Source organism: Kroppenstedtia guangzhouensis, assembly GCF_014637345.1.
Classification (GTDB): Bacteria; Bacillota; Bacilli; order Thermoactinomycetales; family DSM-45169; genus Kroppenstedtia; species Kroppenstedtia guangzhouensis.
The window spans coordinates 132,266-156,455 of sequence record NZ_BMEX01000001.1 but is presented as its reverse complement, the minus strand read 5'-3'; the positions used below and the strand labels follow the sequence as shown (position 1 = coordinate 156,455).

Below are 24,190 nucleotides of genomic sequence, written 5' to 3'. Positions count from 1 at the left end.
AACCCCGTCACAAATGACGGGGGCTTTCATAGGGGAATGTTCTTTTAGATGAAAAATCTTGCACCGAAGGGGCTGAAGGGACCGAAAAAGAAGAAAGGCGGTGGGAAGAAAAACGGTGGAAAGAAAAATAGTACCTCCTCCGTCTTCGGATTCGGTTTTCCTTTCCCCAAAGCCACTTTTGTTTGCATCGGGACAGCATACCCGTTGGCGGTCCGAACCATCGGAACCGGCTGGCTGCGACGGACTGGCACGCGATGGGGGGCAGACCGGTATTTGGGATGGCTTCCTCTCATGGTGGATGACCTCCTTCCCATCTGCTTTTCTGTATACCTTATGACAGGGATACGATAAGCGTATGGTTGGTCATCCCGCGGGATCTCCACAAACCTTAAATTGTGGCAGATCCCAGAATGAGTCCTGATTCTCATATGATCGGACTGTCGATGACCAGGAGGTGGTTTTGAGGACGGGAAGGTGGCGGCCGCCCCCCTGTTTCCCACCTGAAATATGGCTGTCACCACATCTGTCCGGAAGACTCTCCCGCCTTCAACTGCTCTCATTCACTCTCTTTCCTATTCAGGGATCTCAATTGTTCATCTCAACCCGTTTGCAAAAATCTTGATCATCCGTCCTCATCCAGAGGATAGACTTCTGTCATATTGCCTTGGCCGACCCGTTCATATAACATCTACATGAAACTCCTTTTCTCCCAATCCCGGCTGTCGATCCGGATTCAGTAAAGGATGTGAATTCACATGCATTGGGTTTATTTGATCTTTGCCATCCTTTTCGAAGTTGCCGGTACCATGTCGATGAAGCTCTCCTATGGATTCACCAAATTGTGGCCTTCCCTGGGGATGGTTGTTTTTTATATTTTGGCCTTTGCCGGCCTGACGTTATCATTGAAGCACGTGCCGGTAAGCGTCGCATACGCCGTCTGGTCCGGTCTGGGCACGGCTGCCATCGCCGTGATCGGGTATCTGATTTTCCAGGAATCGATGACTTGGTGGAAAGCCGGCTCGATTTTGCTGATCGTTCTCGGGGTGATCGGGCTCAATCTGGGAGAAGGATCCGGTGCATCGGACTCACCTGATCCAGATCGGCATCCGGTGGAAACCGTCGATGGGGATTGAGGCGGGTCCTCTCCTTTATCTGGGCGGCCAACCGCCTCCAACGGCAGAGGAGTACCCCCGGCGGGGAGGCGCAACTCCATTTCAGCCCCCTTTCCACTTCCACTTCACCATTTGAAACCCAAATCCACGCCAAAAGCCCGGCTCCTGGGAGCCGGGTTTCTGTAATTCAGTCTATGTAGGCAGGGACATCCAACATTTGATCCACAGTGACAAACTCATACCCCTGTTGTTTCAGATAGTGGATGATCTCAGGCAGAGCCTGTACTGTGGCGGAGCGGTTGCCTCCGCCGGAGTGCATCAGGACGATACTTCCCGGAACCGTATGCTTTTTCACCGCCGACAAGATCTGTTGAGAGGTGCGTCCCGGCTTCCAGTCACGGGTGTCGACATCCCAGTTGATGATCCGGTGTCCGGTATGGGTGATCCGTTCTTCTTTCCCTTTCACTGCCCCGTAGGGTGGGCGCATCAGGGACATCTTTTTGCCGGTCGCCTGTTGCACTGCCTGGACGGTGCGGTTCAGCTCCCCCTGGACACGTTTGTCGGGCAGGCCGGGCAGATACAGGTGACTCCAAGTGTGGTTGGCGATCACATGACCTTCGGAGACGATCCGTTGGGCCACCTCCCCGTTTCGGTTCACCTCTTTCCCGACGACAAAAAAGGTGGCCGGAATTTGTTCCCGTTTGAGTATATCCAGCACCCGGGGCGTGTAAGTCCTGTCCGGACCATCATCAAAAGTGAGGGCCACCTGTTTCTTCTCTGTCGGTCCCTGGTAAACTACCAGCGGGAGGTTCGCCTTCTTCTCTGCCTTCTCCCGGGCCCCTTCCGTCCCCTGGGCGACCTGCTTCTCCTCCGGCTGTTTCTGAACCGCCTGCTGTGACTCCGGTTTCTGCTTGATTTCCTCTTTTGGAGCTTGTTTTTCCAGTTCGCGATCTCCTGTCTCCCCTTGCGTTTTCCGGGACTCGGACCTGGAAGAAGGCGTCTTCACCGCCCCCGTAGACTTTTCCTCCGAAGCAGTTAGGAATCGCTTCCCCGCTTGGCTCGCATAGGAAGCATTCCAGGCTGTGGAAAAGCCCACCCAGGTGGCCATAAACAAAAAGAGCCCCGTGCGCAACAAGGTCCCCTTCATAACTAAGTCCTCTCCCATTCTCTCTGTTGATCCAACAACCATTCTGTTTGTTCTGTTCAAAAACGAGAGTTCCTTGTGCCCACACAAGAGTTTAACACTCTTTTATTAAGAGAGTCTCATAGGTTCCAAAACTTTTCAAGAGAAATCTACCCATCGGACACGAAACCCTGGAATCCTTGGATTTTAGTGTTTTCTGAGTCAGTCGGGATGGGGTTTCACATTCCGTGCAAAAGTTCTGGAGAGCCGAAGACACCCCATGTGAAACCAACCCTCCTGTGGCGTAGTTTTTCACAACTCCTTCCATAGACGGGTTGACCTTAAAAATCTGACAGGAGCCGGTTTTCAAAACTCAGGTGCTCTGTCTCTTCTCCAGCACGAACACGATCCCCCCCATCAAGCCCAGGTTGAGCCAGGTCAACAGACTGAACCAGACCCCCTCAGAAGAGAACAGCACTGACAAAGTGTGCCGGATATATGGGATCACTCCGTGAACATACAAGATGCCCACTTCATGGGAGTGGAGTGACAGATCCAGCCCCCACCAGATCACTCCTGCCGCCAAGACAAGCGGAATCAAGTAGACGGACTGGACCACTGAAGGCGAGTTCCACACCCGTTTCCCCGCATAGAGGGCAAACATCGATCCAGCTGCCACATGGAGCGCCGTTTCCAACCAGAGTCCGATCAACATCAAGACAAAAGCCCCCGCCCACAATATCGTCACCGCTCGAAACCAACGGATCATCTCTTCAACTCCCGTCCCGATACCATGTTCATTCTTCAGTATACTGGGGTCGGGGTGGCAACATACCGGAGGAATAGACGAAAAAACCGCTTCCGTGGAGCATCCCCGGAAACGGTTGGAATGGGGGTTACACTTTTTCTGTCTGCCGGCTTCCCGGCTGTTCCACAGGTAGCCCTTGTTTGCACAAAGGGCAGTCGGCAGGGTCAAAGCTTTCAATTGTGTGCTGCAGCAAGGAGCGAAATGGAACCCGGAAAGAGGTCCGGCCGCCGCTGCGGTCGACCAGGGAGGCGATGCCCACCATTACAGCGCCTTCGGCTTCCACCAAGTCAGCCACTTCCCCCACAGAGCCGCCGGTGGTAACCACATCCTCCGTCAACAGCACCCGCTCCCCCGGGTGGAGCGTGAAGCCCCGTCGCAGGACCATCTTCCCTTCTTTCCGTTCGGCGAACAGACAGCGCACTCCGAGAGCACGTGCCGTTTCATGGGCGATAATCACTCCGCCGAGGGCGGGACCGACGACCACATCCACCTTTTGGCCCCGGAACAGCTCTGCCAAGGCTGTTCCCGCCGCCTCTGCTTCCCCGGGATGTTGGAGCAGTTGGGCGCACTGCATATACCAAGCGCTGTGTCGGCCTGAGGAGAGGGAGAAATGTCCCTCTTTCAGCACTCCTGTCCGTTCCATCGCCTCTTCCAGCCGCCATGTTTGCCTTTTATTCACGGTGACCCCTCCCTTTCTTGATTTGTTCCACAATGGCCTCATAAGTGGCCACCGGATCAGCGGACCGGGTGATGGGGCGCCCCACGACCAACAGATCGGCACCGGCATGGACCGCAGCCTCCGGCGTCATCACCCGTTTTTGATCTCCTCTTTCCTGTCCATCCAGTCGGATCCCCGGGGTCACGGTCAACATCTCCCCGGATACCTGTTCTTTGATCCAGCCCGCCTCTTCCCCGGAGCAGACCACCCCGTCGATCCCCGAACGGTGAGCCAGACGGGCCAGGCGGAGGACGGAATCCCGCACTGATCCGGAAATGCCCAGCTCTTCGTTCAACATCCGGTCATCAGTACTGGTCAACTGGGTGACCGCCAACAGTCGAGGAGGTTCCGGACCGGAGGAAGCTTCCGCTGCCTCCCGGGCCGCTTCCATCATCGTCCGTCCCCCGGAAGCATGAAGGGTGAGCAGGCGAACCCCCAGACCGGTGAGGGACCTGACGGCACCGGCCACCGTATGGGGAATGTCATGCAGTTTCAGGTCGAGAAAAACCGAGTACCCCGCTTCCACGAGCTCCTTCACCCAGACCGGCCCCGCCGCGTAAAAGAGTTGCACTCCCACCTTGATAAAAGGTTTTTCCCTCCCTCCCCACAGAGCGAGAAAAGGATCCGCCTCCAGCGGAGAGGCAAAGTCCAAGGCGATGATCACCGGGGAATCGGCTTTCGATTCGATCGGGCAGATCATGTCGTCACCAGCTTTCCGCGGATTGGTTTCACAGGATGATCCATGGGCTCCGCTGTCATGTAAATGGAGTCCAGGGTGGAGAGAAGGGCATCCACCGTGTCCAGGGAAGTCAGACAGGCGATGCCGTGCTCCACCGCCTCCCGCCGAATCCGGAACCCGTCCCGTTCCGGGGTTTTCCCCCGGGTCCAGGTATTCACAACCAGATCGACTTTTCCCTGCCGAATCCGATCCAGGATGTGGGGAGAGCCGTCCTTCAATTTGTTCACCCGCTCCACCGGCAGACCGGCGGCTTCCAGAAGCTCCGCCGTGCCGCTGGTGGCGATGATTCGGTACCCCAGTCTGTGGAAACGACGGAAGAGAGGGACCGATGCCTCTTTTTCCTTGTCACTGATGGTGGCGACCACGGTGCCAAACCGGGGCAGGGAGATCCCCGCAGCCAACAATCCCTTGTAAACCGCCCGGGCATAATCCCGGTCACGCCCCATCACTTCACCTGTCGACTTCATCTCGGGACCCAGTGTGACATCCACCCGGCGCAGTTTGGCAAAGGAGAAGACCGGCACCTTCACCGCCGTCTCTCCCTTCTCCGGCCACAAACCCTCCGGGTAACCCTGCTCCGCCAGCGATCCTCCCAGCATGATCCGGGTGGCGGCACGTGCCATCGGAATCCCGGTCACTTTGCTGAGGAAAGGGACGGTTCGGGAAGCACGGGGGTTCACCTCCAGGACATAGAGCTCCTCATCATACAGAACGAACTGAATATTGATCAGCCCCCTGATCTGAAGGGCCCGGGCCAGCTCGGTCGTCATGTTCACCAGTCGCTGTTTCTGTTCCTCTGTGATCGAACGGGGCGGATAGACGGCGATGGAATCCCCGGAGTGAACTCCCGCCCGCTCGACGTGTTCCATGATTCCGGGCACCAACACCCCTTCACCGTCGGAGATGGCATCCACTTCAATCTCTTTTCCCTGAAGATAGCGGTCGATAAGGACCGGGTGCATGGGGTTGAGTTTGACCGCCTCATCCATGTAGTTTTTCAGTTCGCTTTCGCTGTAGACGATTTCCATCGCCCGTCCCCCCAGCACATAGGAAGGTCGGACCAGGACGGGAAAACCCAGCTCCCGGGCCGCCGACAGAGCTTCCAGTTCGGAGGTGACTGCAGTTCCCGGTGGCTGCGGAATCCCCACTTCTCCCAACAGCTGCTCAAACTTTTCCCGATCCTCGGCCCGGTCAATCGCTTCCAGGTCGGTTCCCAACAAAGGAACCCCGTGCTCCTTTAAATCCCGGGCCAGATTGAGGGAGGTCTGCCCCCCGAATTGGACCACCACCCCCAGTGGCCGCTCCTTCTCGATGATATTGAGGACATCTTCGGTGTACAGGGGATCAAAGTACAGACGGTCGGAAATGTTGAAATCAGTGGAAACCGTCTCCGGATTGTTATTGATGATCACCGCTTCCAAACCGGCAGCCCGGATGGCCTTTATAGCATGGACGGTGGCGTAATCAAATTCCACCCCCTGTCCGATGCGGATGGGACCGGAACCGAGGACTATCACCCTGGGACGTTCGGTGGACACCACCTCATCCTCCTGTTCATAGGTGGAGTAATAGTAAGGGGTGGCTGCCTCAAACTCGGCGGCACAGGTATCCACCATTTTGTAGACGGGGCGGATGCCCGCTTTCTGTCTCCGCTTCCGGACTTCCCCTTCCTCCAGAAGGGTCAGACGGGCAATGGCGGCATCAGTCAGACCGCTTCGCTTCGCCTGTTTCACCAGTGTCGAATCCCAGGTTTTCATCGCTGACAATTCCTGTTCCAGGCGAATGATTCCCTCGATCTTCCCCAGGAAAAAGGGATCGATCCGGGTCAAGGCGTGGGCCTTTTCCACCGAACCGCCCCGGCGGAACCATTCCGCCACCAGATAGAGCCGCTCATCGTCGGGGACCGCCAGGCGCTTTTGCAACTCTTCCACCGGAATCTCCACCGCCTCGGGAAGTTGCAGGTGATCCAGTCCGATCTCCAAGGAGCGGACCGCCTTCAACAGGGACTCTTCCAAAGTCCGTCCGATGGCCATCACTTCTCCCGTGGCCTTCATCTGCGTTCCCAGTTTCCGGTTGGCTCCTACAAACTTGTCAAAGGGCCAGCGAGGGATTTTGGTGACCACATAGTCCAACGTCGGCTCAAAACAGGCCCGGGTTTGTTCCGTCACCGGGTTGGGGATCTCATCCAAATGGTAGCCCAGGGCGATTTTGGCAGAGATCCGGGCGATGGGAACCCCTGTCGCCTTGGATGCCAGGGCACTGGAGCGACTCACCCGGGGATTGACTTCAATCACATAATACCGGGAACTTTCCGGATCGAGGGCAAACTGCACGTTGCAGCCGCCACGAATATCCAAGGCACGGATCATCTTCAGGGCGGAGTCGCGGAGCATCTGGTGCTCCCGGTCGGACAGTGTTTGACTGGGGGCAAAGACAATGCTGTCACCTGTGTGAACCCCCACAGGGTCGAAGTTCTCCATATTGCAAACCACGATCGCATGGTCTGCGGCATCTCTCATCACCTCATACTCCACTTCCTTGAACCCGGCGATGCTCTGCTCGATCAGACATTGTCCGATGGGACTGTGGCGGATTCCGTTTTCCACCGTTGCCCGAAGCTCTGTTTCCGTTTCGGCGATTCCTCCGCCGGAACCACCCAATGTATAGGCGGGGCGAACGATCACCGGGTAACCGGTCCTCTCGGCAAATCGGACCGCCTCCCCCACGGAGTGGACAATCTCACTGTCCGGTATCGGTTCTCCGATCTCTTGCATCAGGTGGCGGAACTGCTCCCGGTCCTCGGCGCAGCTGATAGCCCGAAGATCAGTTCCCAACAGACGCACTCCCTCTCGCTCCAAAACACCGGACTCTGCCAGCTCCACCGCCAGATTGAGGCCCGTCTGCCCCCCCAGAGTGGGCAATAAACCGTCGGGACGTTCTTTGCGGATCACTTGGGTGAGGAACTCGGGAGTCATCGGTTCGATATAAACCTTGTCCGCCACATCGATGTCCGTCATAATCGTGGCCGGATTGCTGTTGACCAGGACTACCTCCACTCCCTCTTCTCTCAGGGATTGGCAAGCCTGGGTTCCGGCATAGTCAAATTCCGCCGCCTGACCGATCACGATCGGGCCGGATCCGATCACAAGAATTTTTTTCAGCGTATGATCTTTAGGCACGTGCCATCCCCTCCCGATTCAGATTTAACAATTTCAGAAACCGGTCAAAAAGCTCCCCGGAATCGTGGGGTCCCGGTGCGGCTTCCGGATGGTACTGGACTGAGAAAGCCGGGAGGTGTTTATGGGCCAGGCCCTCACAGGTGCCATCATTCAACGCGATGTGAGTCAAGGTCAGATCCGTCTGATCCAGAGAGTCTGTTCGCACCGTATACCCGTGATTCTGAGAGGTGATATGGATCCTTCCGGATTGCAGGTCTTTGACGGGATGGTTGGAACCCCGGTGTCCAAACCTCATCTTCTCCGTATCTGCGCCGGCAGCCAGGGCGAACAGTTGATGGCCCAGACCGATTCCAAACAGGCGGTATTGCTTCAACAGAATGCCCACAGTGGCGATCGCCCCAGGTACATCCTTGGGATTTCCGGGTCCGTTTGAAAGGAGGATCCCGTCGGGGCCGAGGTGTTTGATCTCCTCCGCCGAAGTATCCCAAGGCACCGCGACCACATCGCAACCCCGGCGGGTCAGCTCCCGCCGAATCCCGTACTTGGCCCCAAAGTCCATCAGAACCACCCGGGGACCGGATCCTGGCGAGAAATGGATGGTTCGGGTGCTGACCCGGGCTACCTGGTCTCTCATCACAGAACCGGCTTCCAGCTTTTCAGCCAGGACATCCCAAGGGGCTCCCGTTGTGGACAAAACCCCTTTCAACGTGCCAAATGCCCGGATCTTCCGGGTCAGCATCCGGGTATCCACACCGGCGATCCCCGGAATCCCGCCTTCTTTCAACCAACAATCCAGGCTTTGTTCATTCCGCCAATAGTTTGGGGAGGTGGCGTGCTCCCGCACAATCAATCCATGGATAAAGGACTGCTTGGATTCGAAATCGTGCCGGTTGATGCCGCGGTTTCCAATCAAGGGATAGGTCATGATGACCATTTGTCCGCAACAGGAAGGATCGGTCAGCACCTCCTGATACCCCGTCATCCCTGTACTGAACACCACTTCTCCGAGTTTCTCCGTCTTCGCTCCGAAGGCTTGCCCCTCCAAGCGCGTTCCGTCCTCCAATAACAGACGGGCCTCCATGGCTTTCCCTCCCCAGTTCTCTTTCTTCTCAACTCAACTCCGGATCCTGATGGATGATCCACCCTTCCACCAAAGTCATCACCGGCCATCCCTTCGCCTTCCACCCGGCGAAGGGAGTATTTTTCCCTTTGGAAGCGAATTTTTTTGGATCGATAACACGCTCCGCTGTCAGATCCACCACGGTCAAATCGGCGATGCCGCCCTCTTCCAACACGCCCCAGGGAAGTCCGAAAGCCAGAGCCGGAAGCCGGGTCATCCGATCCACCAGCTGAGCCAGGGTCAGCTCACCGGTCTGCACCAGGTGGGTATACAACAAAGGAAATGCCGTCTCCAGACCTACGATTCCAAAGGGAGCTTCCCGGATTCCCTCTCTTTTCTCCTCTGCCGTATGGGGGGCATGGTCGGTGGCGATAAAATCGATGGTCCCATCCTTCAAGCCTTCGATCAAGGCCTCCCGGTCCCGGAGGGAGCGAAGGGGCGGATTCATCTTGAACAAGGGATCCGGCCCCGGAATGTCTTCTTCACACAACAGCAGATGGTGCGGTGTCACCTCGGCGGTCACCCGCTGTCCCCGGGCTTTGGCTTCCCGCACCAGCCGGACGGAAGATTCCGCACTGATGTGACAGACGTGGTAATGAACCCCGGTATCTTCCGCCAGCAGAAGATCCCGGCCCACATGAACCGATTCCGCTTCTCCCGGAATTCCGGGCAGATCGTGGCGACGGGCGAAATCCCCGTCATGGACACAAGCTCCGGGAACCAGTAAATCTTCCTCTTCACAGTGAGCCACCACCGGAAGATTGAGGGCGGCGGCACGGCGCATCGCCGCCTTCATCATCCGAGGACTCTGCACCCCCACTCCATCATCGGAGACCCCCAGCGCCCCCGCTTCCTTTAACCCCGCCATGTCGGTCAACTCTTCCCCGGAGGAGGCTTTGGTGATGGCGGCGATGGGAAGAACACGCACCCCACACCCCTCCCGCTCATTGATCTCCAAAATCCGTCGGACTCCGTCGGGGGTGTCCGTCACCGGCCGGGTGTTGGGCATACAGGCGACTGCGGTGTAACCTCCCCGTGCCGCCGCCCGGGTACCGGTGGCAATCGTCTCTTTCTCCTCAAAACCGGGCTCCCGCAAATGAATGTGCAGATCGATCAGACCCGGAATCAGCAGCTTGCCGGCCAGATCCAGCACCTGATCCGCTTCCCCCGGAAGTTCCCGCCCGATACGATCCACTTTTCCATCCCGAATCCTCACATCGGCGATAGTTGTTTCTCCTGTATCGAGGTCCAACAGTTGACCGTTTTTCAAAAGCAGGGTATTCATTTTACATCATTCCTCCTTCGACAGCCCGCTCCAACACAGCCATTCGGATCCAGACACCGTTTTCCATCTGCTCAAATATCTTGGACCGGGGATGTTCCACCAGCTCCCCGTCGATTTCCACACCCCGGTTGACGGGGCCGGGGTGAAGGATCACCCCATGGGAGGGCATCATCTCCAACCGTTCCGGGGTAAGACCGAATTTTCTGCGGTACTCTTCCGGTGAGGTGATCAGTTTTTCCCGGTGCCGCTCCAGCTGAATCCGCAGCATCATCACCGCATCGGCTTGCCGGAGCGCCTCATCCATCGGCAGATAAGGGGCATCCTTCTCCAAAGCCGGATCCCGCATCGACTCCGGACCGCTCAACACCGGCCGGGCACCAAATGCCTGCAACGCCCGAAGGTTGGACCGGGCCACCCGGCTGTGCCGCAAATCCCCCACGATCGCCACTCGCAGACCGGACAGCGCTCCAAAATGACTGTGGAGGGTGAACAAATCCAAGAGTGCCTGTGTGGGATGACCTCCCTTCCCTTCACCCGCATTCACCAGAGCAATCCCCGGCGAACGGGCCGCCATCTCCGCCAACAATCCTCCCCCGGTGTGACGGATGACAGCCACATCCACCCCGACAGAGGACAGGGTGCGAAGGGTGTCATAAAAGGATTCCCCTTTGACTGAACTGGAACTGCCTTCATCCAGGCGCAGCACTTCCATCCCCAGCTTCCGCTCCGCCACTTCAAAGGAGAGGCGCGTCCGCGTGCTGGGCTCGAAGAACAGGTTGGCGGCAAAACGCCCCCCATAGCGTCCCCTGTGGGAATCGGGAAACCGGCGGATGGCGTTCGCCCGTTCAAACAGCGCCTCCATCTCCTTCCGGCTCAGTTGGTCTGTATCGATCAGATGGCCGGTCCGAATCCGGGTTTGAACCATGGATAACCCCTCCTTCGGTGATAAAAAAGACTCCTTCCAGGAGGAAGGAGTCGGAATTGTGGGCATGCTTCAGCCCGGTCGGGCCACGGCCCAACCGCTTATCCAAACACTTCCTTCCACGGCCTCACAGGGCCGGATTTAAAGGTTGTGCTTTATATTCAATGATCAGGCAGCGGGGGTGGCTGCCTCCGATTTTCCTTTGTCTTCGCTGGAACGGGGCAGGATCAGATGGAGCAGAATCCCGGTGAGGGTGGCCAAAGCCATGCCCTCCACTTCGAAATTAAGGCCGGCAAACTTGAGTGCTGCCCCGCCAACGCCGATGACGAGCACCACCGAGGCGATCACCAGATTGCGCTTATCATCGAAGTCCGTCCGGTTTTCCACCAACATCCGCAGACCGGCGGAGGCGATGATGCCGAAGAGAAGGATGGAGACACCTCCCATCACTGGGGAAGGAATGGTGGAGATCAAGGCAGACAATTTTCCGATGAAGGAGAAGCCGATGGCAATCACTGCTGCCCCCCCGATCACCCAGATGCTGAAGATGCGGGTAATAGCCATCACCCCGATATTTTCCCCGTAGGTGGTGTTGGGCGGCCCACCAAACAGGGAAGCGATGGAGGTGGCCACTCCGTCGCCCAGCAAGGAGCGGTGCAGTCCTGGGTCCTTGGTCAGATCCCGGTTCATGATGCCGCTGGTGACCATCAGGTGACCGATGTGTTCGGCCAGGGTCACCAAAGCGACAGGGATGATCACCAGGGCCGCCGTCCAGGAGACTTCCGGTGTCGTAAACCGGGGCAGAGCGAACCAGGCTGCTTCCCGGACGGGGGAGAGATCCACCATCCCAGCGGCCAAAGCGGTGAGATAGCCTCCAACAATCCCCAACAGAACCGGGATCAGATTGAGAAATCCCCGCAAGAACAGACTGGCGATCACCGCAATCGACAGTGTGACCAGAGCCACACCGAAATGTTGCAGAGAGTATACTTTCAGCGTGACGGTGCCCGCCTGTTCATCAATGCTCTCCACCGTGCCAGGAAGTGATTGGAAATCCTTCACATTGTCCGGCAGTGTTTGCGTGATCTGATGGGTGCTGGCCATATCGACGGCGGTTCCCGCCAGAGACAGGCCGATCACAATCACCACCGAACCGATCACCACTGGCGGCAACATCTGATGCAACCAGCCGGATCCGAAGCGGGTGATAATCAGGGCAACCACTCCGTAGACAATCCCGGCCAGGAAACACCCAAAGAGGGCGGCTCCCATGCCCTCGGTTTTTGAAACACTGATGATCGGAACGATGAAAGCGAAGGATGAGCCCAGATAGGCCGGGATTTTGCCCCGGGTGATGATCAGGTATGCAAGGGTCCCCACCCCGCTGGACAAAAGAGCAACCGCCGGCTGCAGTCCGGTCAACAGCGGGACCAGGATCGTCGCACCAAACATGGCGAACAGATGTTGCAGACTGAGAGCGATCCATTTCCATGCTTTCGGTTTTTCGTGTACATCGAGAACCATGGTTTTCATGGTGTTTCCTCCCTTTCCTCATCAAAAAACCTCTCCGTCCACCGACAGAGAGGTTTGATCCCCGTGCATGTTTAACAACACACCAAGGTACCGCCTCCCTTGTCGGTCTCACGGGACCGCCTTAAAGGGCGAACTTGTTTTTTATTTGGTAATGATCACATGTTCTTGCTGATCATGCTCCAATACCGCTACATGGACGATTTCGTTTTTGGAGGTGGGCACATTCTTCCCGACATAATCCGCCCGAATGGGAAGTTCCCGATGCCCCCGGTCCACCAGGACGGCCAGCTGAATCATGCGGGGACGACCCCGGTCGATTAAAGCATCCATAGCCGCGCGGACGGTACGACCCGTATAGAGCACATCATCCACCAATATCACCGTTTTGCCGTGGATCTCCACCGGAAGAGCCGAATCCCTGACTTCCGGTTGCTCCGTTTTTTCGCTCAGATCATCCCGGTACAAGGTGATATCCAATTCACCGACGGGAACCTCCTCCCCCTCAATCCGGTGAATTCGCTCCGCCAGTCGCCGGGCCAGATGGATCCCCCGGGTGCGAATCCCGATGAGGACACAATCCTTCACTCCCTTGTTCCGCTCCAAAATCTCATGGGCAATCCGGGTCAACGCCCGCCGGATCGCGGCCTCATCCAGAATGGTCTTTTGAAAACTCATCGGACTGCGCCTCCTTTCCCATAAAAAAACACTCCCCGCCCGAATCGGCAAGAAGCGCACACGTCTCCCCACACGTTCCCTTGCCAGCCTCTCCGGACTGAATTAAAGGTTCCTCTTCAGTTGGTATCATTATGGCGGATGATCTGTCAATTGTCAATGGCCAACTACAAGGTCTCCCGACGAAAACCTTCCACAAGGGACCTCATGTCCTCCGGCATCTCAGCTTCCCGACAGATTCTCTCCCCTGTCCGTGGGTGATCAAACCCGAGGAGGCGGGCATGGAGGGCCTGTCCATCGATGGGAAAGTGACGATACTGAGTGCTGTAGACCGGATCTCCCACCAAAGGGTGACCAATCGATTTCATATGGACACGAATCTGGTGAGTCCGCCCTGTTTCCAACCGACACCGGATCAACGTGGCCCGGGAAAAACGCTCGATCACTTCAAAATGGGTGACAGCCGCTTTCCCGTGCCTGTGCTCCACCGCCATCCGCTTGCGGTGATGGGGATCCCGGCCGATGGGAGCATCCACGGTCCCGCGGTCATGGGGAATATTCCCCATGACCAAAGCTGTATATTCCCGAACCACCGTGTGATTTTTCAGTTGGGCTGCCAAGGACCGATGGGCAAAATCATTTTTGGCCGCCATGATCAACCCGGAGGTGTCCTTGTCAATGCGGTGTACAATCCCCGGCCGCAACACCCCGCCGATCCCGGACAGATCGTCGCAATGGGCCAACAAGGCATTCACCAGGGTGCCGGAGGGGCTGCCTGGAGCCGGATGGACCACCATCCCTCGGGGCTTGTTGACCACAATCACATCCTCATCCTCAAAAACCACCTCCAGCGGAAGCGCCTCCGGCTTCACCTCCGGCTCTTCCGCCGGCGGGACCACCACTTCCACCCGCTCGCCGCTCTTTAAGCGATAGTTTCTCTTCACAATACAGCCGTCCACCCGGACCCGGTGTTCCCGAATCCAAGATTGGACGGCCATGCGGGACCAATCTGCTTCTTTACCTGCCAGAAATTTATCCACCCGTTCTCCGGTATCGGACTCATCCGCCTGCCAGAATCGGATCTCTCCCTCGGCAGTCATCGGGGATCCTCCACTCCTTCGGTAAGTCGCTCTTTTTCCTGGGGCTGACGCAGGGTATATAAGAGCATGATACCCACACCAATCACAATCGCTGAGTCCGCCACATTGAAAATCGGGTAATTAATCCACCGGAAATCAAGAAAATCCACCACCTCACCCATCCGGATCCGATCCAGCAGATTTCCGAGAGCCCCCCCCAAAATCAGGGCGAGAGACCAGGACATGGGCGGCTGACTCTCTTTCAATCGGGCGAGATAAACCAATATACCCACAACCACCAGAACGGTGACCACGATAAACAGCCATTGTTGGTTCTCCAGAATCCCGAATGCCGCCCCGCGGTTCCGGTGGGAGGTGATATGGAACACACCTTCCCACAAGGGGATAGTCTGGTAAAGGTCCATTTTATCAACGACCAGCCATTTGGTCCATTGATCCAGGCCCAGAATGGCCAGTGCGACAAAAATGTATCTGAGTATGGTTGGCTCCCCCTTTACCGGTATCCGGGTGATACCGTCTTCTTCCAAGACCTCATTGTAGCACAGTTATCAAAAGCACACAACTGAAGTGAAGCATTAGAAGCTTGTTGTGATTTAGTGCTTTCCGAGTCGTCAGGATGGGTTTCACATGACCTTTTCGTTGTGTCTGAACTGCCACCAAAATCACTCCATGTGAAACCCAACCCTCCCTGTGAACGGCTTTTCGCGATGCTTTTTAGGAGGGGCGCTGATCCTCCTCCGCTTCTTTGCGCCGGGTGGCACTGTTATGGGTGATTTCCGCCGGATTGTCCACCGGACGCCCGTCCAACCCCGCGAGAGCGATTCCTTCCACATCATCCACATAGCCCCTGCGTTCATCGTGATCAATCGTCAGTTCATTGTAGCTTTTTCCCTCACGAAAATAATCCGGCGGGTTGGAAGTACCATATTGGGCCACTTCTTGCCAGGCATCCTCCGCATCGTAGAAATTGGTATCCGTATCATCATGAAAGTGGTCACCATAGGGTGGATGGATGATCTTCTCCTCCGCCGGCCGCCGGTTGGAGAGATCCCGGTCCTGCTTGTGCTCCATGCAATAAGGAGTCTCCGGAACCGCCTCCAAACGTTCGAAGGGAATCTCCTTTCCGCAGACCACACAGGTCCCGTAGTGGCCGGTTTCCATGCGGAGAAGAGCCAGCTCCACCTCCTCCAGATGCTCTTCGTCCTGCTCATTGAGGGCGACATCTTTCCCCCGTTCAAAGAGCTCTGTTCCGAGATCCGCCGGATGATTGTCATAGCCAGACAGTTCCCCGACAGACTCCTTCATACCCTTTTCCATTCCATAATGGTCATTTTGTTGTAGTTTTTTTGTGAGACGGGTTTTCTCCTTTTCCAGCTGTTTTTTCAGTTGCGCCAATTGTTGATCCGTCACCTGAATTCCCCTTTTCACTTAATATTTCCTTCCATCCAGCTCCAATTGAGCCTGAACGATACGAACAATCTCCGCTATAAAGTCTCCCACCACGGGCAGATTCAGCGCTCCGAGCTTTTGCAGAAGATAGACGATGGTTGCGGTAAAGATCGTGACCCCGATGGCGATTCCCACCCCCCGGGCGATCCCGGTCAGGATATTGATCAAGATCAGCCGTCTGGGGGAATTCAACAGTTGAACATATTCGGCAATCTCCTCCATCTCCATTCGGCGCCCGATCTTCATCAACCGATCGTCCACACTTCGCATCCATTCTCGGGCCTCTTTCAGATCCTGTCCGCTCATCATCCGTCCCTCCCCGCTGTCACTCCTCTTTTCAATGTGCCCCGACGACTGCCTTTTCTTTCGGATAAAGCGCTCCCGGCATAATTATTTCCTTGACAACGGTTCAAGGAGTGTCAAAGGATGACACCCCCGGCTCGATTGTCAAGATTGGGAATGGTTGGTGGTGGTGAACCGGATGGATCCTCGTGAAATTGGGACTTCCGCCTGTTTTCGCCAGCGGTTCAATCCCAGTCGATGGGCTGGTCGGAGAGGTTGGCCTCCGCCAGACCCACCATTCGCTTGGTCATCTCCCCGCCAATGGACCCATTGGCCCGGGCTGTGGCTTCCGCACCGGGATTTACTCCAAATTCACTGGCGATTCGCTCTTTCCATGCAATCCACCAAACTTGGGCATCCATTGTTTCATGATCCAAAAACCCCGCTCCCGACTGCTCACTTCTCCATTCAGATGGCATTGGGAATCCCTCCTTTCTCCTTCCCTTCAAGGACAGGATTTGCTCCTGCTTCCCCTTTTATGCCGGAAGACACGGAGGGAGAGAGCCTTCAACAATTTTGTCCGATATTGGCCCCCCTCTCTCTTCCCGACCCTGAATACACCTCTTCAACGGAAATCCGTCACAAGCAAAAACCAGGGCCAGTGGAATACCTGAAATATTTTTTCAATATAAGATGAATTTTCTCGAAATCATTCGTATGGCATTGGACGATTGACCTCACGATCGGTTACAGAACCATTTGGTCATTTTTCAATGTTGCGCTCCTACCGAGAGAATATTAAAGTGAGTTTGATAATATAAAATTTGGGAAGATCGGAGGCCTTACGATGGCAACATACGCGATCATCAATCAAGAAACCTGCATCGGTTGTGGAAATTGCGAGGGGTTGGCTCCAACCATTTTCGACCTGGATGAAAACGGATTCGCCTTTGTGAAATTAGGGGAATCAAGGATGTGTCCCTGTGCCGGAGGATCAAGTGGATCACTTGGTAGAAGCCAAGGAAGAATGCCCCACGGATTCAATCAAGGTGGCTGATCAACCTTTTGGCAATGGTTAAAATCTCCGGTAATTTCAGAAAGGGGCCATCCGCATGAATAAAGAAATTATTTTGCTGAAAGAAGTCAAAAAGTTTCAGACACGTTCAGAAGAATTCTTCCCGATTTCTTGGTATAAAGAAATGCTCACCCGCACCCCGGTCTATTTCCATGAGGAAACAAATACCTGGCATGTCTTTAAGTATAAGGACGTTCAACAAGTCCTGAGCAACTATGAATTCTTTTCAAGTGAAGGCTCCAAAACTACAAATACAGTGGGAGCTAACAACAAAGAAGGAACCACCCCTGATCGAATCAATCTCAGTTTAGATCCCCCCCGTCATCAAAAAAATCGCTCTCTATTATCCGCAGCTTTTACACCTCGCAGTTTAAGAGATTGGGAACCTCGCATTCAACGGATTGTCAATGAACTGATCGAAAACATACATGGAAATTCCACTGTTGATATCGTTCAAGCATTGGCATCTCCTATGCCCAGTATGGTGATCACTGAATTGTTTGGTGTTCCCGTTAAGGATCGAGCCCAGTTTAAACATTGGGTGGATATTCTGTTTCAGCCTTATGACAAAGCAACCCAAGAAGAAGTGAGTCTGAGAAAACAAGTGGCTGCCAAGGAATATTACGAATATCTGTACCCTGTCGTGGTTCAGAAACGATCCCACCCATCCGATGATATCCTCTCTGACTTAATTCTGACCGAGGTAGATGGTGACAAGTTTACGGATGATGAAATTGTACGGATATCGATGTTCATATTGGGGGCAGGTGTTGAAACCACCAGTCATGCGCTGGCAAATACGTTTTATTCAATGCTGTACGATGATCGGTCACTGTATGAAAAACTTCGAAATGATTTGGACCTGGTTCCAAAGGCTGTGGAGGAAATGCTTCGCTACCGTTTTCATATTTCAAAGAGGGACCGCACCGTTAAACAAGACAATCAGTTATTGGGTCCTGAGCTGAAAAAAGGGGATATGGTCATTGCATGGATGAGTGCGGCCAACATGGATGAAGAGATGTTTGACGATCCCTTCTCTCTCAATATTCATCGACCAAACAACAAAAAGCATCTGACATTCGGAAAAGGGCCGCATTTTTGTTTGGGTGCTCCTCTTGCACGATTGGAGTTAACCTTTGCATTAAAGACATTTTTACAAAGTTTCTCCCGGATCGAACCAGTGGAATCCTTCGATTTGGAGGCAAATTTAACCGACTCGGCTACCGGTCAGACCTTAACTCATCTACCTATGAAAGTATATAAATAAAAATTGGGCGGAACATCCTCTGGAAATTCCAACACTCATGCAACGGTTTTTTTTGGAGGAAAGAAATAGTGACTCAAAAAAAGAACTATGTCCATGCATGAAGCGAACGATTGTTGTGAAGGGAAGAGGGTTATGAATATTCCAGATCTAACCTCTGGAGAATGTAGTCTTTCACCTGTTTAGCGAAGATAGAGATGAACTTGTGGCTTTTTAGCTCACAAAAAACCCTCCCCGGGTTTGGGAGGATTTTTTGTGAAAACCTTGCCGACTGTAATCACCGACGCTGAGCTGAATTCTACACAAATCGTTCAGTCTATACAGATTCCATCTCTGATCCGCTTGGGTTTTATTTTATCTGCAGACTGTCGGCAAGCTTCATCCTCAGCGATTTCAGCGAATGAATCGGTTCCAGGTTATGAAGCATTCCCTTGAGAATGGCGGTTCGCGGTTGCATGCTCATCAGCTCCTGTTCCAGGATCGTCAGGGACTGATCCGCTTCTTCTCTTTGGATTTCCGGGATCGACCCGTCTTTTATTCGGTCCTTCATCTGTTTGATCAATTCAAGCGGATGGACCCTTTCTTCACCACCGGCTTCCGCCAAGTATAAAGACCATAAATGTTCATTCATTAACGGTTCACAATCACCGTCCAACATCCCTTTGATCATAGAGTCCATTTGATCCGTTAAAAACAGAACGACCTTTTTTACATTTAGCGGGAACTGTTTCAAGATGATCAGTTCCATATATTGTTTAATCATTCCTATCAACAAAAATGCCCCGTCGGCAGCATAAGGCTTCATTTGATCTCCATATATTTTAATCAAATACTGTTCAAACCATTTAACCTGCGCAATATTTTGCCGATGTATATAGCGATAAATGTTCGGATCCATCAGACCTGAAAATTCCTGCCCTTGCAACCTGTAGAACTCCTGATTTTCAATATAATGACGTAATTTGATTTCAAGCTCCTTCATGAATTTCTCCCTTGTGGACAAGGAAGTATCTTCTTCAACAAGCATGATTTGATCCTCAATATATTGAAAGTAATATTGAAGAATATTTAAAAGCAAATCCTCCTTTGACTTAAAATACACATACAGACTCCCTTTCGAAATGCCGCAAATGTCAGCGATTTCCTGCATGGATGTACGGTTGTAATTTTTGGATGAGAAAAGTCTCATCGCCGTTATTAAGATATGTCTCCTTTTATCAACATCTTTCCTTCTCATGGGCATATCACCTTGTAAGATTGCTGAACCGTGGTAATAATCATACATATTATCATAATACAGCGCAAAACAGCTACTCGTGCACTCTCTTTAGGTACAGGCTTCCCCCGAACATCCTTATCCGGCTGCGATTAAAGACGCGATTACGGCGTATCAATCGCCTATTTCATCCGTAGTCTCTCCTGAAAAGATTGCAATCGGCGGGGGAGGCAGCAAATGCTCCAAAAGGACGTGAGTCCATCGAAGAAATTGGGCAATATATGACAGAAAGCTTGGCTAGAAGCGTTGTGATTTCGTGCGTTCCTGCAGTTGAGGGGCCCATTTCGGAATCAAAGTTTTGGCGATCCAAAGGCGGCGCTCCCCAATTGAAACCACTTTCCTGGTAAAATCATGTGGATGTGATGCATTCGAGGAGGGTTTTTGATGAAACTTCAGGATCGGGTTGCCGTAGTAACCGGAGCAGCATCGGGCATGGGGAAGGCCATCGCAAATTTGTATGCCAAGGAAGGGGCTCAAGTGATTGTAGCCGACCTTGATGTTGATGGTGCTGAAACCGCTGTAAAAGAAATCGAGAGTCATGGCGGAACGGCTAAAGCGGTAAAAGCAAATGTTGCAGAGTTGAAAGATGTCGAAAATATGATTGACACAGCTGTAAAAGAATACGGAACACTGGATATACTCGTGAATAACGCCGGGATCTCGGACAGCATGGAACCTGTGGGTGAGATCGATGATGAAAAGTGGGATCTCATATTCGACATCAATACTAAAGGTGTGATGCGCGCAACACGCAAAGCATTGCCGATCTTTTTGGAGAAACAACGGGGTGTCATCATCAATACCGCGTCAACAGGGGGCTTCAACGGAGCACATGCCGGTGTGGCTTATACCGCATCCAAACATGCTGTCATCGGTATCACAAAAAACACCGGGTTTATGTATGCCCAAAAAGGCATTCGTTGCAATGCCATCGCCCCAGGTGGAGTGGAAACAAACATTGCTTCCACAATGAAAAACATCAATAAATTCGGTGCCAGTCGCACACAGTTGGGGCAGGCTGTCATGCCGCGGATCGGAAAACCGGAGGAAATCGCACAGGTTGCCCTCTTTTTGGCTTCCGATGATTCCAGCTTTATAAACGGTGCAGTGATTACAGCAGATGCCGGTTGGACCGCCGCCTTTTAAGGAGGTGTCTATAATAAAATCCATCACTGGATCCGGTCTCCGGCAAGGATGGTGTTTTCCGCTTCGTTTCGTTGTACTGACGAGCCAAGGCACTCCGCGGAACACAACCTCCCTCTGATGGACTTTACGACCCTTTCAGCGACTGTTATTCACCGTTAAAAAGAACCGCCGCATGGAATCGGCGGTTCTTTTATGACTTTTTCACTCCATTTCCGCAACATGCTTTTCCACAATCTCGGCACAGCGGTGGCAGAGGTCGGGGTGGTGTTCACTTTGGCCAACGGTGGAGGTAATCATCCAGCAACGTTGGCACTTCTCCCCCTGTGCGGGTTTCACTTTCACCTCCAGGCCGGCACCGTTCACGGTTTTCTCCCCGGGTTGGAACAGATGGACCCGGGAGACGATGAACAGCTCTTCCAAATGAACCCCACTGTTTAACAAGCGGAAGTTTTCCTCGGAGGGATACAGTTCCAGCCGAGCTCCGAGAGAGTTGCCTATCACCTTTTCATTTCTCGCCTCTTCCAAAGCCTTCAGCACCACATCCCGCATCTCCATCAGCGCATCCCACTTACTTTCCAGGCTTGAGTCAAGCAGGTCGGTCTCCATCCGGGGAAAATCGGTCAACAGGACACTCTCCTCCCGGACTCCGGGAATGAACCTCCACACCTCCTCCGTTGTATGAGGAAGGATCGGATGGACCATCCGGACCAGTCCCAGCAGGATTTCATACATCACCGTCTGGGAGGACCGCCGTTTTTCATCCCCTTGGGGGAGGATATAGAGGCGATCTTTCAACACATCCAGATAGAACTGGCTGAGGAAGACTGTGCAGAAGTGATGGATGTGAGTGTAGACGGAATGGAACTCATATTCTTCGTAGCCTTTGACCACCTGTTCCACCAGCCGTTGCAGCTTCATCAGGGCATAACGATCCAATTCATCCAACCGTTGGGGCTCCACCCGGTCCGTTTCCGGATGGAAATCGGACAGGTTGCCGAGAAGGAATCGGAAGGTGTTTCTGATTTTGCGATAAACCTCGGCGATCTGCTTCAGGATCTTCTCGGAGACCCGGACGTCCGCCTGATAATCGACGGAAGCCACCCAAAGACGAAGAATATCGGCGCCATAGGTCTTCATCACCTGAAGAGGATCAATCGTGTTGCCCAGAGATTTGGACATCTTGCGCCCTTCCCCGTCCAAAGTGAATCCGTGGGAGAGCACCTGCCGGTAGGGCGCGGTTCCTTTGGTGGCCACGGCAGTGGACAAGGAAGAGTTAAACCAACCCCGGTATTGATCAGAACCCTCCAGATAGAGATCCGCCGGCCACCGGGCCTCTTCCCGTTGCTCCAACACGGCGGCATGGCTGCTACCGGAATCAAACCAGACATCCATCGTGTCCGTCTCTTTACGGAAGGTGTCGTGTCCGCACTGGGAGCAGACCGCCCCTGCCGGAAGTAGCTCCTTCTCCTCTTTGGAAAACCAGGCGTTGGAACCCTCTTCGGCAAAGATATTGGCGATTTTGTCGATAGATTCATCGGTGACATAGGGATGGTTGCAAGAGCGGCAGTAGAAGATGGGAAGCGGCACACCCCACACCCGTTGCCGGGAGATGCACCAGTCTCCCCGATCCTTCACCATATTGGCCAGTCGCACTTCACCCCAGGCAGGTGTCCATTTCACCTTGCGGATCTCTTCCAGCAACTTCTCCCGAAAACCGTCGATGGAAACAAACCACTGTTCCGTCGCCCGGAAAATGACTGGTTTCTTGGTACGCCAGTCATGAGGATATTGATGGGTGATAAAGGAGAGTTTCAACAGATCCCCTTGCTTCTCCAGCTTTTCCGTGACCGCCTTGTTGGCATCGTCATAAAACATTCCTTCAAACCCCGGGGCCTCCGCCGTAAACCGCCCCTTTTCGTCCACAGGACAAAGAACGCCGAGATTATACTTCTTTCCGAGTTCAAAGTCTTCCGCTCCATGGCCCGGTGCCGTGTGTACACAACCGGTTCCGGCGTCCAGCGTCACGTGATCACCACAGATGACCGGGCTTTCCCGATCATAAAAGGGATGCCGGCAAACCACCCCCTCCAGCTCCGCTCCCTTGAAACAGGCAACGGTTTTGTAGGATGTAACCCCCACCACCTTCATCACATCATCCGCCAATTCCTCAGCCAACAAAAGATGACGCTCCCCTGTTTTCACCAGTGCATAGGTGAAGTCGGCATTCACAGCGATTCCGAGGTTGGCGGGAATCGTCCAGGGAGTGGTAGTCCAGATCACTACATAAGCATTTTCCACCGGGAAGAGCCCACGACTCTCTTTGATCGGGAAAGTGACATAGATGGAGGGGGAACGTTTCTCTTTGTACTCCACCTCCGCATCGGCCAACGCGGATTCCGAAGAAGGGGACCAAAAAATGGACCGATATCCCTGATAAACATAGCCCTTTTTCACCATTTCACCGAAAATGCGAATCTGTTTCGCCTCGTACCGGGGCGCCAGGGTCACATAGGGATTCTCCCAATCCCCGAGAATTCCCAACCGTTTAAACTGGTCTCTCTGTCGGTTCACAAAAGAGAGCGCGTACTCTCTGCACTCTTCTCTCAATTGGACAGGATCCATATCTCTGCGATTCAGTTTTTTCTTTGTGATAACCGCATGCTCAATCGGCATCCCATGTGTATCGTATCCGGGAATATAGGGAGTATCGAAGCCTTGCAAAGATTTAAACCGGACAATCATATCCTTCAGTACCCGGTTCATGGCATGGCCGATATGAATATTCCCATTGGAATAAATGGGTCCGTCATGCAAAACAAATTTCTGTTCTCCCTTGCGTTTTTCCCGGACTTGATGGTAAATGTTTCTTTCGTCCCACCAAGCTTGCATCTCCGGTTCCCGATGGGGCAGATTGCCCCGCATCGGGAACTTGGTCTGTGGAAGGTTCAACGTCTGTTTATAGTCCATTTCCCTCACTCCTTCCAAAATAAAAAAACTCCTCAATCCCGGCAGGGACGAGAAGTTACCCGCGGTACCACCCTAATAAGCCCTTCAGTCGGAACGGAAGGACCCGCTTGATGATCCGTAACGGGGATCAGGCGGCCTCCCTTACTCACTCTGTTTCAGGGGGCAGCTCCCGGGTGATCTTCGACAGAGGAATCGTGTTAGGCTTTCACCCTCCCTAACTCGCTGAACCGAAACCCTGCTGCCTACTCTCCCGTTCTTCGCCTGTACAGCGAAACCCCGTGCCGCATACACAGGGTTTGCCATAGTTTTTCAGGGCCGGGTGATCTCGCCCCACCCTGTCTTCAATGCGCCACAGTTTGGCGAAATTCACCCTTGAATCTGGATCATAATACCGAATATAACTGAAAATGTCAAGGCAGG

Annotated in this window: 21 protein-coding genes, 1 pseudogene and 1 other annotated feature; of the genes and pseudogenes, 4 read left to right on the top strand and 18 right to left on the bottom strand. The window is 53.9% G+C overall.

What is annotated here, in order from left to right; translation table 11 throughout:
• Positions 1–44: 44 nt before the first annotated feature.
• Positions 45–293 (bottom strand): hypothetical protein, encoded by a 249-nt coding sequence (locus IEV46_RS00960; RefSeq protein WP_188428865.1) that lies wholly within the window; start codon positions 291–293, stop codon positions 45–47.
• Positions 294–755: 462 nt separating this feature from the next.
• Here IEV46_RS00960 and IEV46_RS00955 point away from each other — a divergent pair, with 462 nt between their 5' ends.
• Entirely contained in the window at positions 756–1,133 is a 378-nt protein-coding gene (locus IEV46_RS00955) for a DMT family transporter (protein ID WP_188428863.1), read from the top strand.
• 166 nt (positions 1,134–1,299) lie between these two features.
• On the opposite strand, the gene IEV46_RS00950 is transcribed toward IEV46_RS00955, so the two are convergent.
• From IEV46_RS00950 to IEV46_RS00880, 15 genes are all read right to left on the bottom strand, one after another.
• Complete coding sequence (locus IEV46_RS00950; protein ID WP_188428861.1) at positions 1,300–2,259, bottom strand: polysaccharide deacetylase family protein; 960 nt, start codon at positions 2,257–2,259, stop codon at positions 1,300–1,302.
• Between the two features lie 349 nt (positions 2,260–2,608).
• Complete coding sequence (locus tag IEV46_RS00945; RefSeq protein WP_188428859.1) at positions 2,609–3,004, bottom strand: hypothetical protein; 396 nt, start codon at positions 3,002–3,004, stop codon at positions 2,609–2,611.
• 127 nt (positions 3,005–3,131) lie between these two features.
• Positions 3,132–3,722 (bottom strand): orotate phosphoribosyltransferase, encoded by a 591-nt coding sequence (pyrE, locus tag IEV46_RS00940; RefSeq protein ID WP_188428857.1) that lies wholly within the window; start codon positions 3,720–3,722, stop codon positions 3,132–3,134.
• The gene (gene pyrF, locus IEV46_RS00935; RefSeq protein ID WP_188428855.1) at positions 3,715–4,461 is read right to left on the bottom strand and encodes an orotidine-5'-phosphate decarboxylase; all 747 of its coding nucleotides are present in this window, start codon (positions 4,459–4,461) and stop codon (positions 3,715–3,717) included. Before pyrF ends, pyrE begins: the two co-directional genes overlap by 8 nt.
• Positions 4,458–7,679 carry a carbamoyl-phosphate synthase large subunit gene (gene carB / locus IEV46_RS00930; RefSeq protein WP_188428853.1) on the bottom strand — a complete coding sequence of 1,074 codons (3,222 nt, stop codon included), beginning with the start codon at positions 7,677–7,679 and terminating at the stop codon, positions 4,458–4,460. Before carB ends, pyrF begins: the two co-directional genes overlap by 4 nt.
• Entirely contained in the window at positions 7,672–8,760 is a 1,089-nt protein-coding gene (gene carA, locus IEV46_RS00925) for a glutamine-hydrolyzing carbamoyl-phosphate synthase small subunit (protein WP_188428851.1), read from the bottom strand. The genes carB and carA overlap by 8 nt, the downstream gene beginning before the upstream one ends.
• Before the next feature lie 28 nt (positions 8,761–8,788).
• Positions 8,789–10,084 (bottom strand): dihydroorotase, encoded by a 1,296-nt coding sequence (gene pyrC / locus IEV46_RS00920; RefSeq protein WP_188428849.1) that lies wholly within the window; start codon positions 10,082–10,084, stop codon positions 8,789–8,791.
• A gap of 1 nt (position 10,085) precedes the next feature.
• Positions 10,086–11,009 carry an aspartate carbamoyltransferase catalytic subunit gene (locus tag IEV46_RS00915; protein ID WP_188428847.1) on the bottom strand — a complete coding sequence of 308 codons (924 nt, stop codon included), beginning with the start codon at positions 11,007–11,009 and terminating at the stop codon, positions 10,086–10,088.
• 165 nt (positions 11,010–11,174) lie between these two features.
• Positions 11,175–12,539: a uracil permease gene (gene uraA, locus IEV46_RS00910; protein WP_188428844.1), complete on the bottom strand. Its 1,365-nt coding sequence runs from the start codon at positions 12,537–12,539 to the stop codon at positions 11,175–11,177.
• A 141-nt stretch (positions 12,540–12,680) separates the two neighbouring features.
• The gene (pyrR, locus tag IEV46_RS00905) at positions 12,681–13,214 is read right to left on the bottom strand and encodes a bifunctional pyr operon transcriptional regulator/uracil phosphoribosyltransferase PyrR (protein ID WP_188428842.1); all 534 of its coding nucleotides are present in this window, start codon (positions 13,212–13,214) and stop codon (positions 12,681–12,683) included.
• Positions 13,215–13,378: 164 nt separating this feature from the next.
• A complete protein-coding gene (locus tag IEV46_RS00900) occupies positions 13,379–14,311 on the bottom strand; it encodes an RluA family pseudouridine synthase (protein WP_188428840.1) in 933 nt (310 codons plus the stop codon).
• Positions 14,308–14,790, bottom strand: coding sequence for a signal peptidase II (gene lspA / locus IEV46_RS00895; protein WP_188429523.1), 483 nt, complete (start codon positions 14,788–14,790; stop codon positions 14,308–14,310). Before lspA ends, IEV46_RS00900 begins: the two co-directional genes overlap by 4 nt.
• Positions 14,791–15,025: 235 nt before the next feature.
• The gene (locus tag IEV46_RS00890; protein ID WP_188428838.1) at positions 15,026–15,739 is read right to left on the bottom strand and encodes a TraR/DksA C4-type zinc finger protein; all 714 of its coding nucleotides are present in this window, start codon (positions 15,737–15,739) and stop codon (positions 15,026–15,028) included.
• Positions 15,740–16,006, bottom strand: a complete 267-nt coding sequence (locus tag IEV46_RS00885) for a DUF5665 domain-containing protein (protein ID WP_373284532.1) — start codon at positions 16,004–16,006, stop codon at positions 15,740–15,742.
• Between the two features lie 281 nt (positions 16,007–16,287).
• Positions 16,288–16,464 carry an alpha/beta-type small acid-soluble spore protein gene (locus IEV46_RS00880; RefSeq protein WP_188429521.1) on the bottom strand — a complete coding sequence of 59 codons (177 nt, stop codon included), beginning with the start codon at positions 16,462–16,464 and terminating at the stop codon, positions 16,288–16,290.
• A 425-nt stretch (positions 16,465–16,889) separates the two neighbouring features.
• Here IEV46_RS00880 and IEV46_RS00875 point away from each other — a divergent pair.
• Both IEV46_RS00875 and IEV46_RS00870 read left to right on the top strand, forming a co-directional pair.
• Positions 16,890–17,121 (top strand): annotated as a pseudogene (locus IEV46_RS00875) (ferredoxin).
• Between the two features lie 33 nt (positions 17,122–17,154).
• Complete coding sequence (locus IEV46_RS00870; RefSeq protein WP_188428834.1) at positions 17,155–18,384, top strand: cytochrome P450; 1,230 nt, start codon at positions 17,155–17,157, stop codon at positions 18,382–18,384.
• 346 nt (positions 18,385–18,730) lie between these two features.
• Here IEV46_RS00870 and IEV46_RS00865 read toward each other — a convergent pair whose 3' ends face one another.
• A complete protein-coding gene (locus tag IEV46_RS00865) occupies positions 18,731–19,666 on the bottom strand; it encodes a TetR/AcrR family transcriptional regulator (RefSeq protein WP_188428832.1) in 936 nt (311 codons plus the stop codon).
• A gap of 375 nt (positions 19,667–20,041) precedes the next feature.
• Between IEV46_RS00865 and IEV46_RS00855 the strand changes: the two genes are divergently transcribed.
• Positions 20,042–20,803: an SDR family oxidoreductase gene (locus tag IEV46_RS00855; RefSeq protein WP_188428829.1), complete on the top strand. Its 762-nt coding sequence runs from the start codon at positions 20,042–20,044 to the stop codon at positions 20,801–20,803.
• Between the two features lie 201 nt (positions 20,804–21,004).
• Here the strand turns inward: IEV46_RS00855 and ileS are convergent, their stop codons facing one another.
• Positions 21,005–23,770 (bottom strand): isoleucine--tRNA ligase, encoded by a 2,766-nt coding sequence (gene ileS / locus IEV46_RS00850; protein WP_188428827.1) that lies wholly within the window; start codon positions 23,768–23,770, stop codon positions 21,005–21,007.
• A gap of 40 nt (positions 23,771–23,810) precedes the next feature.
• Positions 23,811–24,037 (bottom strand) — a binding site (T-box leader).
• Positions 24,038–24,190 lie beyond the last annotated feature (153 nt).

Coding starts and splice junctions, on each gene's coding strand:
- pyrR (WP_188428842.1), bottom strand. CDS start 13,214: ATGAGTTTTCAAAAGACCATTCTGGATGAGGCCGCGATCCGGCGGGCG.
- pyrF (WP_188428855.1), bottom strand. CDS start 4,461: ATGATCTGCCCGATCGAATCGAAAGCCGATTCCCCGGTGATCATCGCC.
- IEV46_RS00915 (WP_188428847.1), bottom strand. CDS start 11,009: ATGGTTCAAACCCGGATTCGGACCGGCCATCTGATCGATACAGACCAA.
- IEV46_RS00900 (WP_188428840.1), bottom strand. CDS start 14,311: ATGACTGCCGAGGGAGAGATCCGATTCTGGCAGGCGGATGAGTCCGAT.
- pyrC (WP_188428849.1), bottom strand. CDS start 10,084: ATGAATACCCTGCTTTTGAAAAACGGTCAACTGTTGGACCTCGATACA.
- IEV46_RS00960 (WP_188428865.1), bottom strand. CDS start 293: ATGAGAGGAAGCCATCCCAAATACCGGTCTGCCCCCCATCGCGTGCCA.
- uraA (WP_188428844.1), bottom strand. CDS start 12,539: ATGAAAACCATGGTTCTCGATGTACACGAAAAACCGAAAGCATGGAAA.
- IEV46_RS00870 (WP_188428834.1), top strand. CDS start 17,155: ATGAATAAAGAAATTATTTTGCTGAAAGAAGTCAAAAAGTTTCAGACA.
- IEV46_RS00865 (WP_188428832.1), bottom strand. CDS start 19,666: ATGTATGATTATTACCACGGTTCAGCAATCTTACAAGGTGATATGCCC.
- carA (WP_188428851.1), bottom strand. CDS start 8,760: ATGGAGGCCCGTCTGTTATTGGAGGACGGAACGCGCTTGGAGGGGCAA.
- IEV46_RS00945 (WP_188428859.1), bottom strand. CDS start 3,004: ATGATCCGTTGGTTTCGAGCGGTGACGATATTGTGGGCGGGGGCTTTT.
- IEV46_RS00855 (WP_188428829.1), top strand. CDS start 20,042: ATGAAACTTCAGGATCGGGTTGCCGTAGTAACCGGAGCAGCATCGGGC.
- IEV46_RS00950 (WP_188428861.1), bottom strand. CDS start 2,259: ATGAAGGGGACCTTGTTGCGCACGGGGCTCTTTTTGTTTATGGCCACC.
- IEV46_RS00955 (WP_188428863.1), top strand. CDS start 756: ATGCATTGGGTTTATTTGATCTTTGCCATCCTTTTCGAAGTTGCCGGT.
- ileS (WP_188428827.1), bottom strand. CDS start 23,770: ATGGACTATAAACAGACGTTGAACCTTCCACAGACCAAGTTCCCGATG.
- IEV46_RS00880 (WP_188429521.1), bottom strand. CDS start 16,464: ATGGATGCCCAAGTTTGGTGGATTGCATGGAAAGAGCGAATCGCCAGT.
- IEV46_RS00885 (WP_373284532.1), bottom strand. CDS start 16,006: ATGAAGATCGGGCGCCGAATGGAGATGGAGGAGATTGCCGAATATGTT.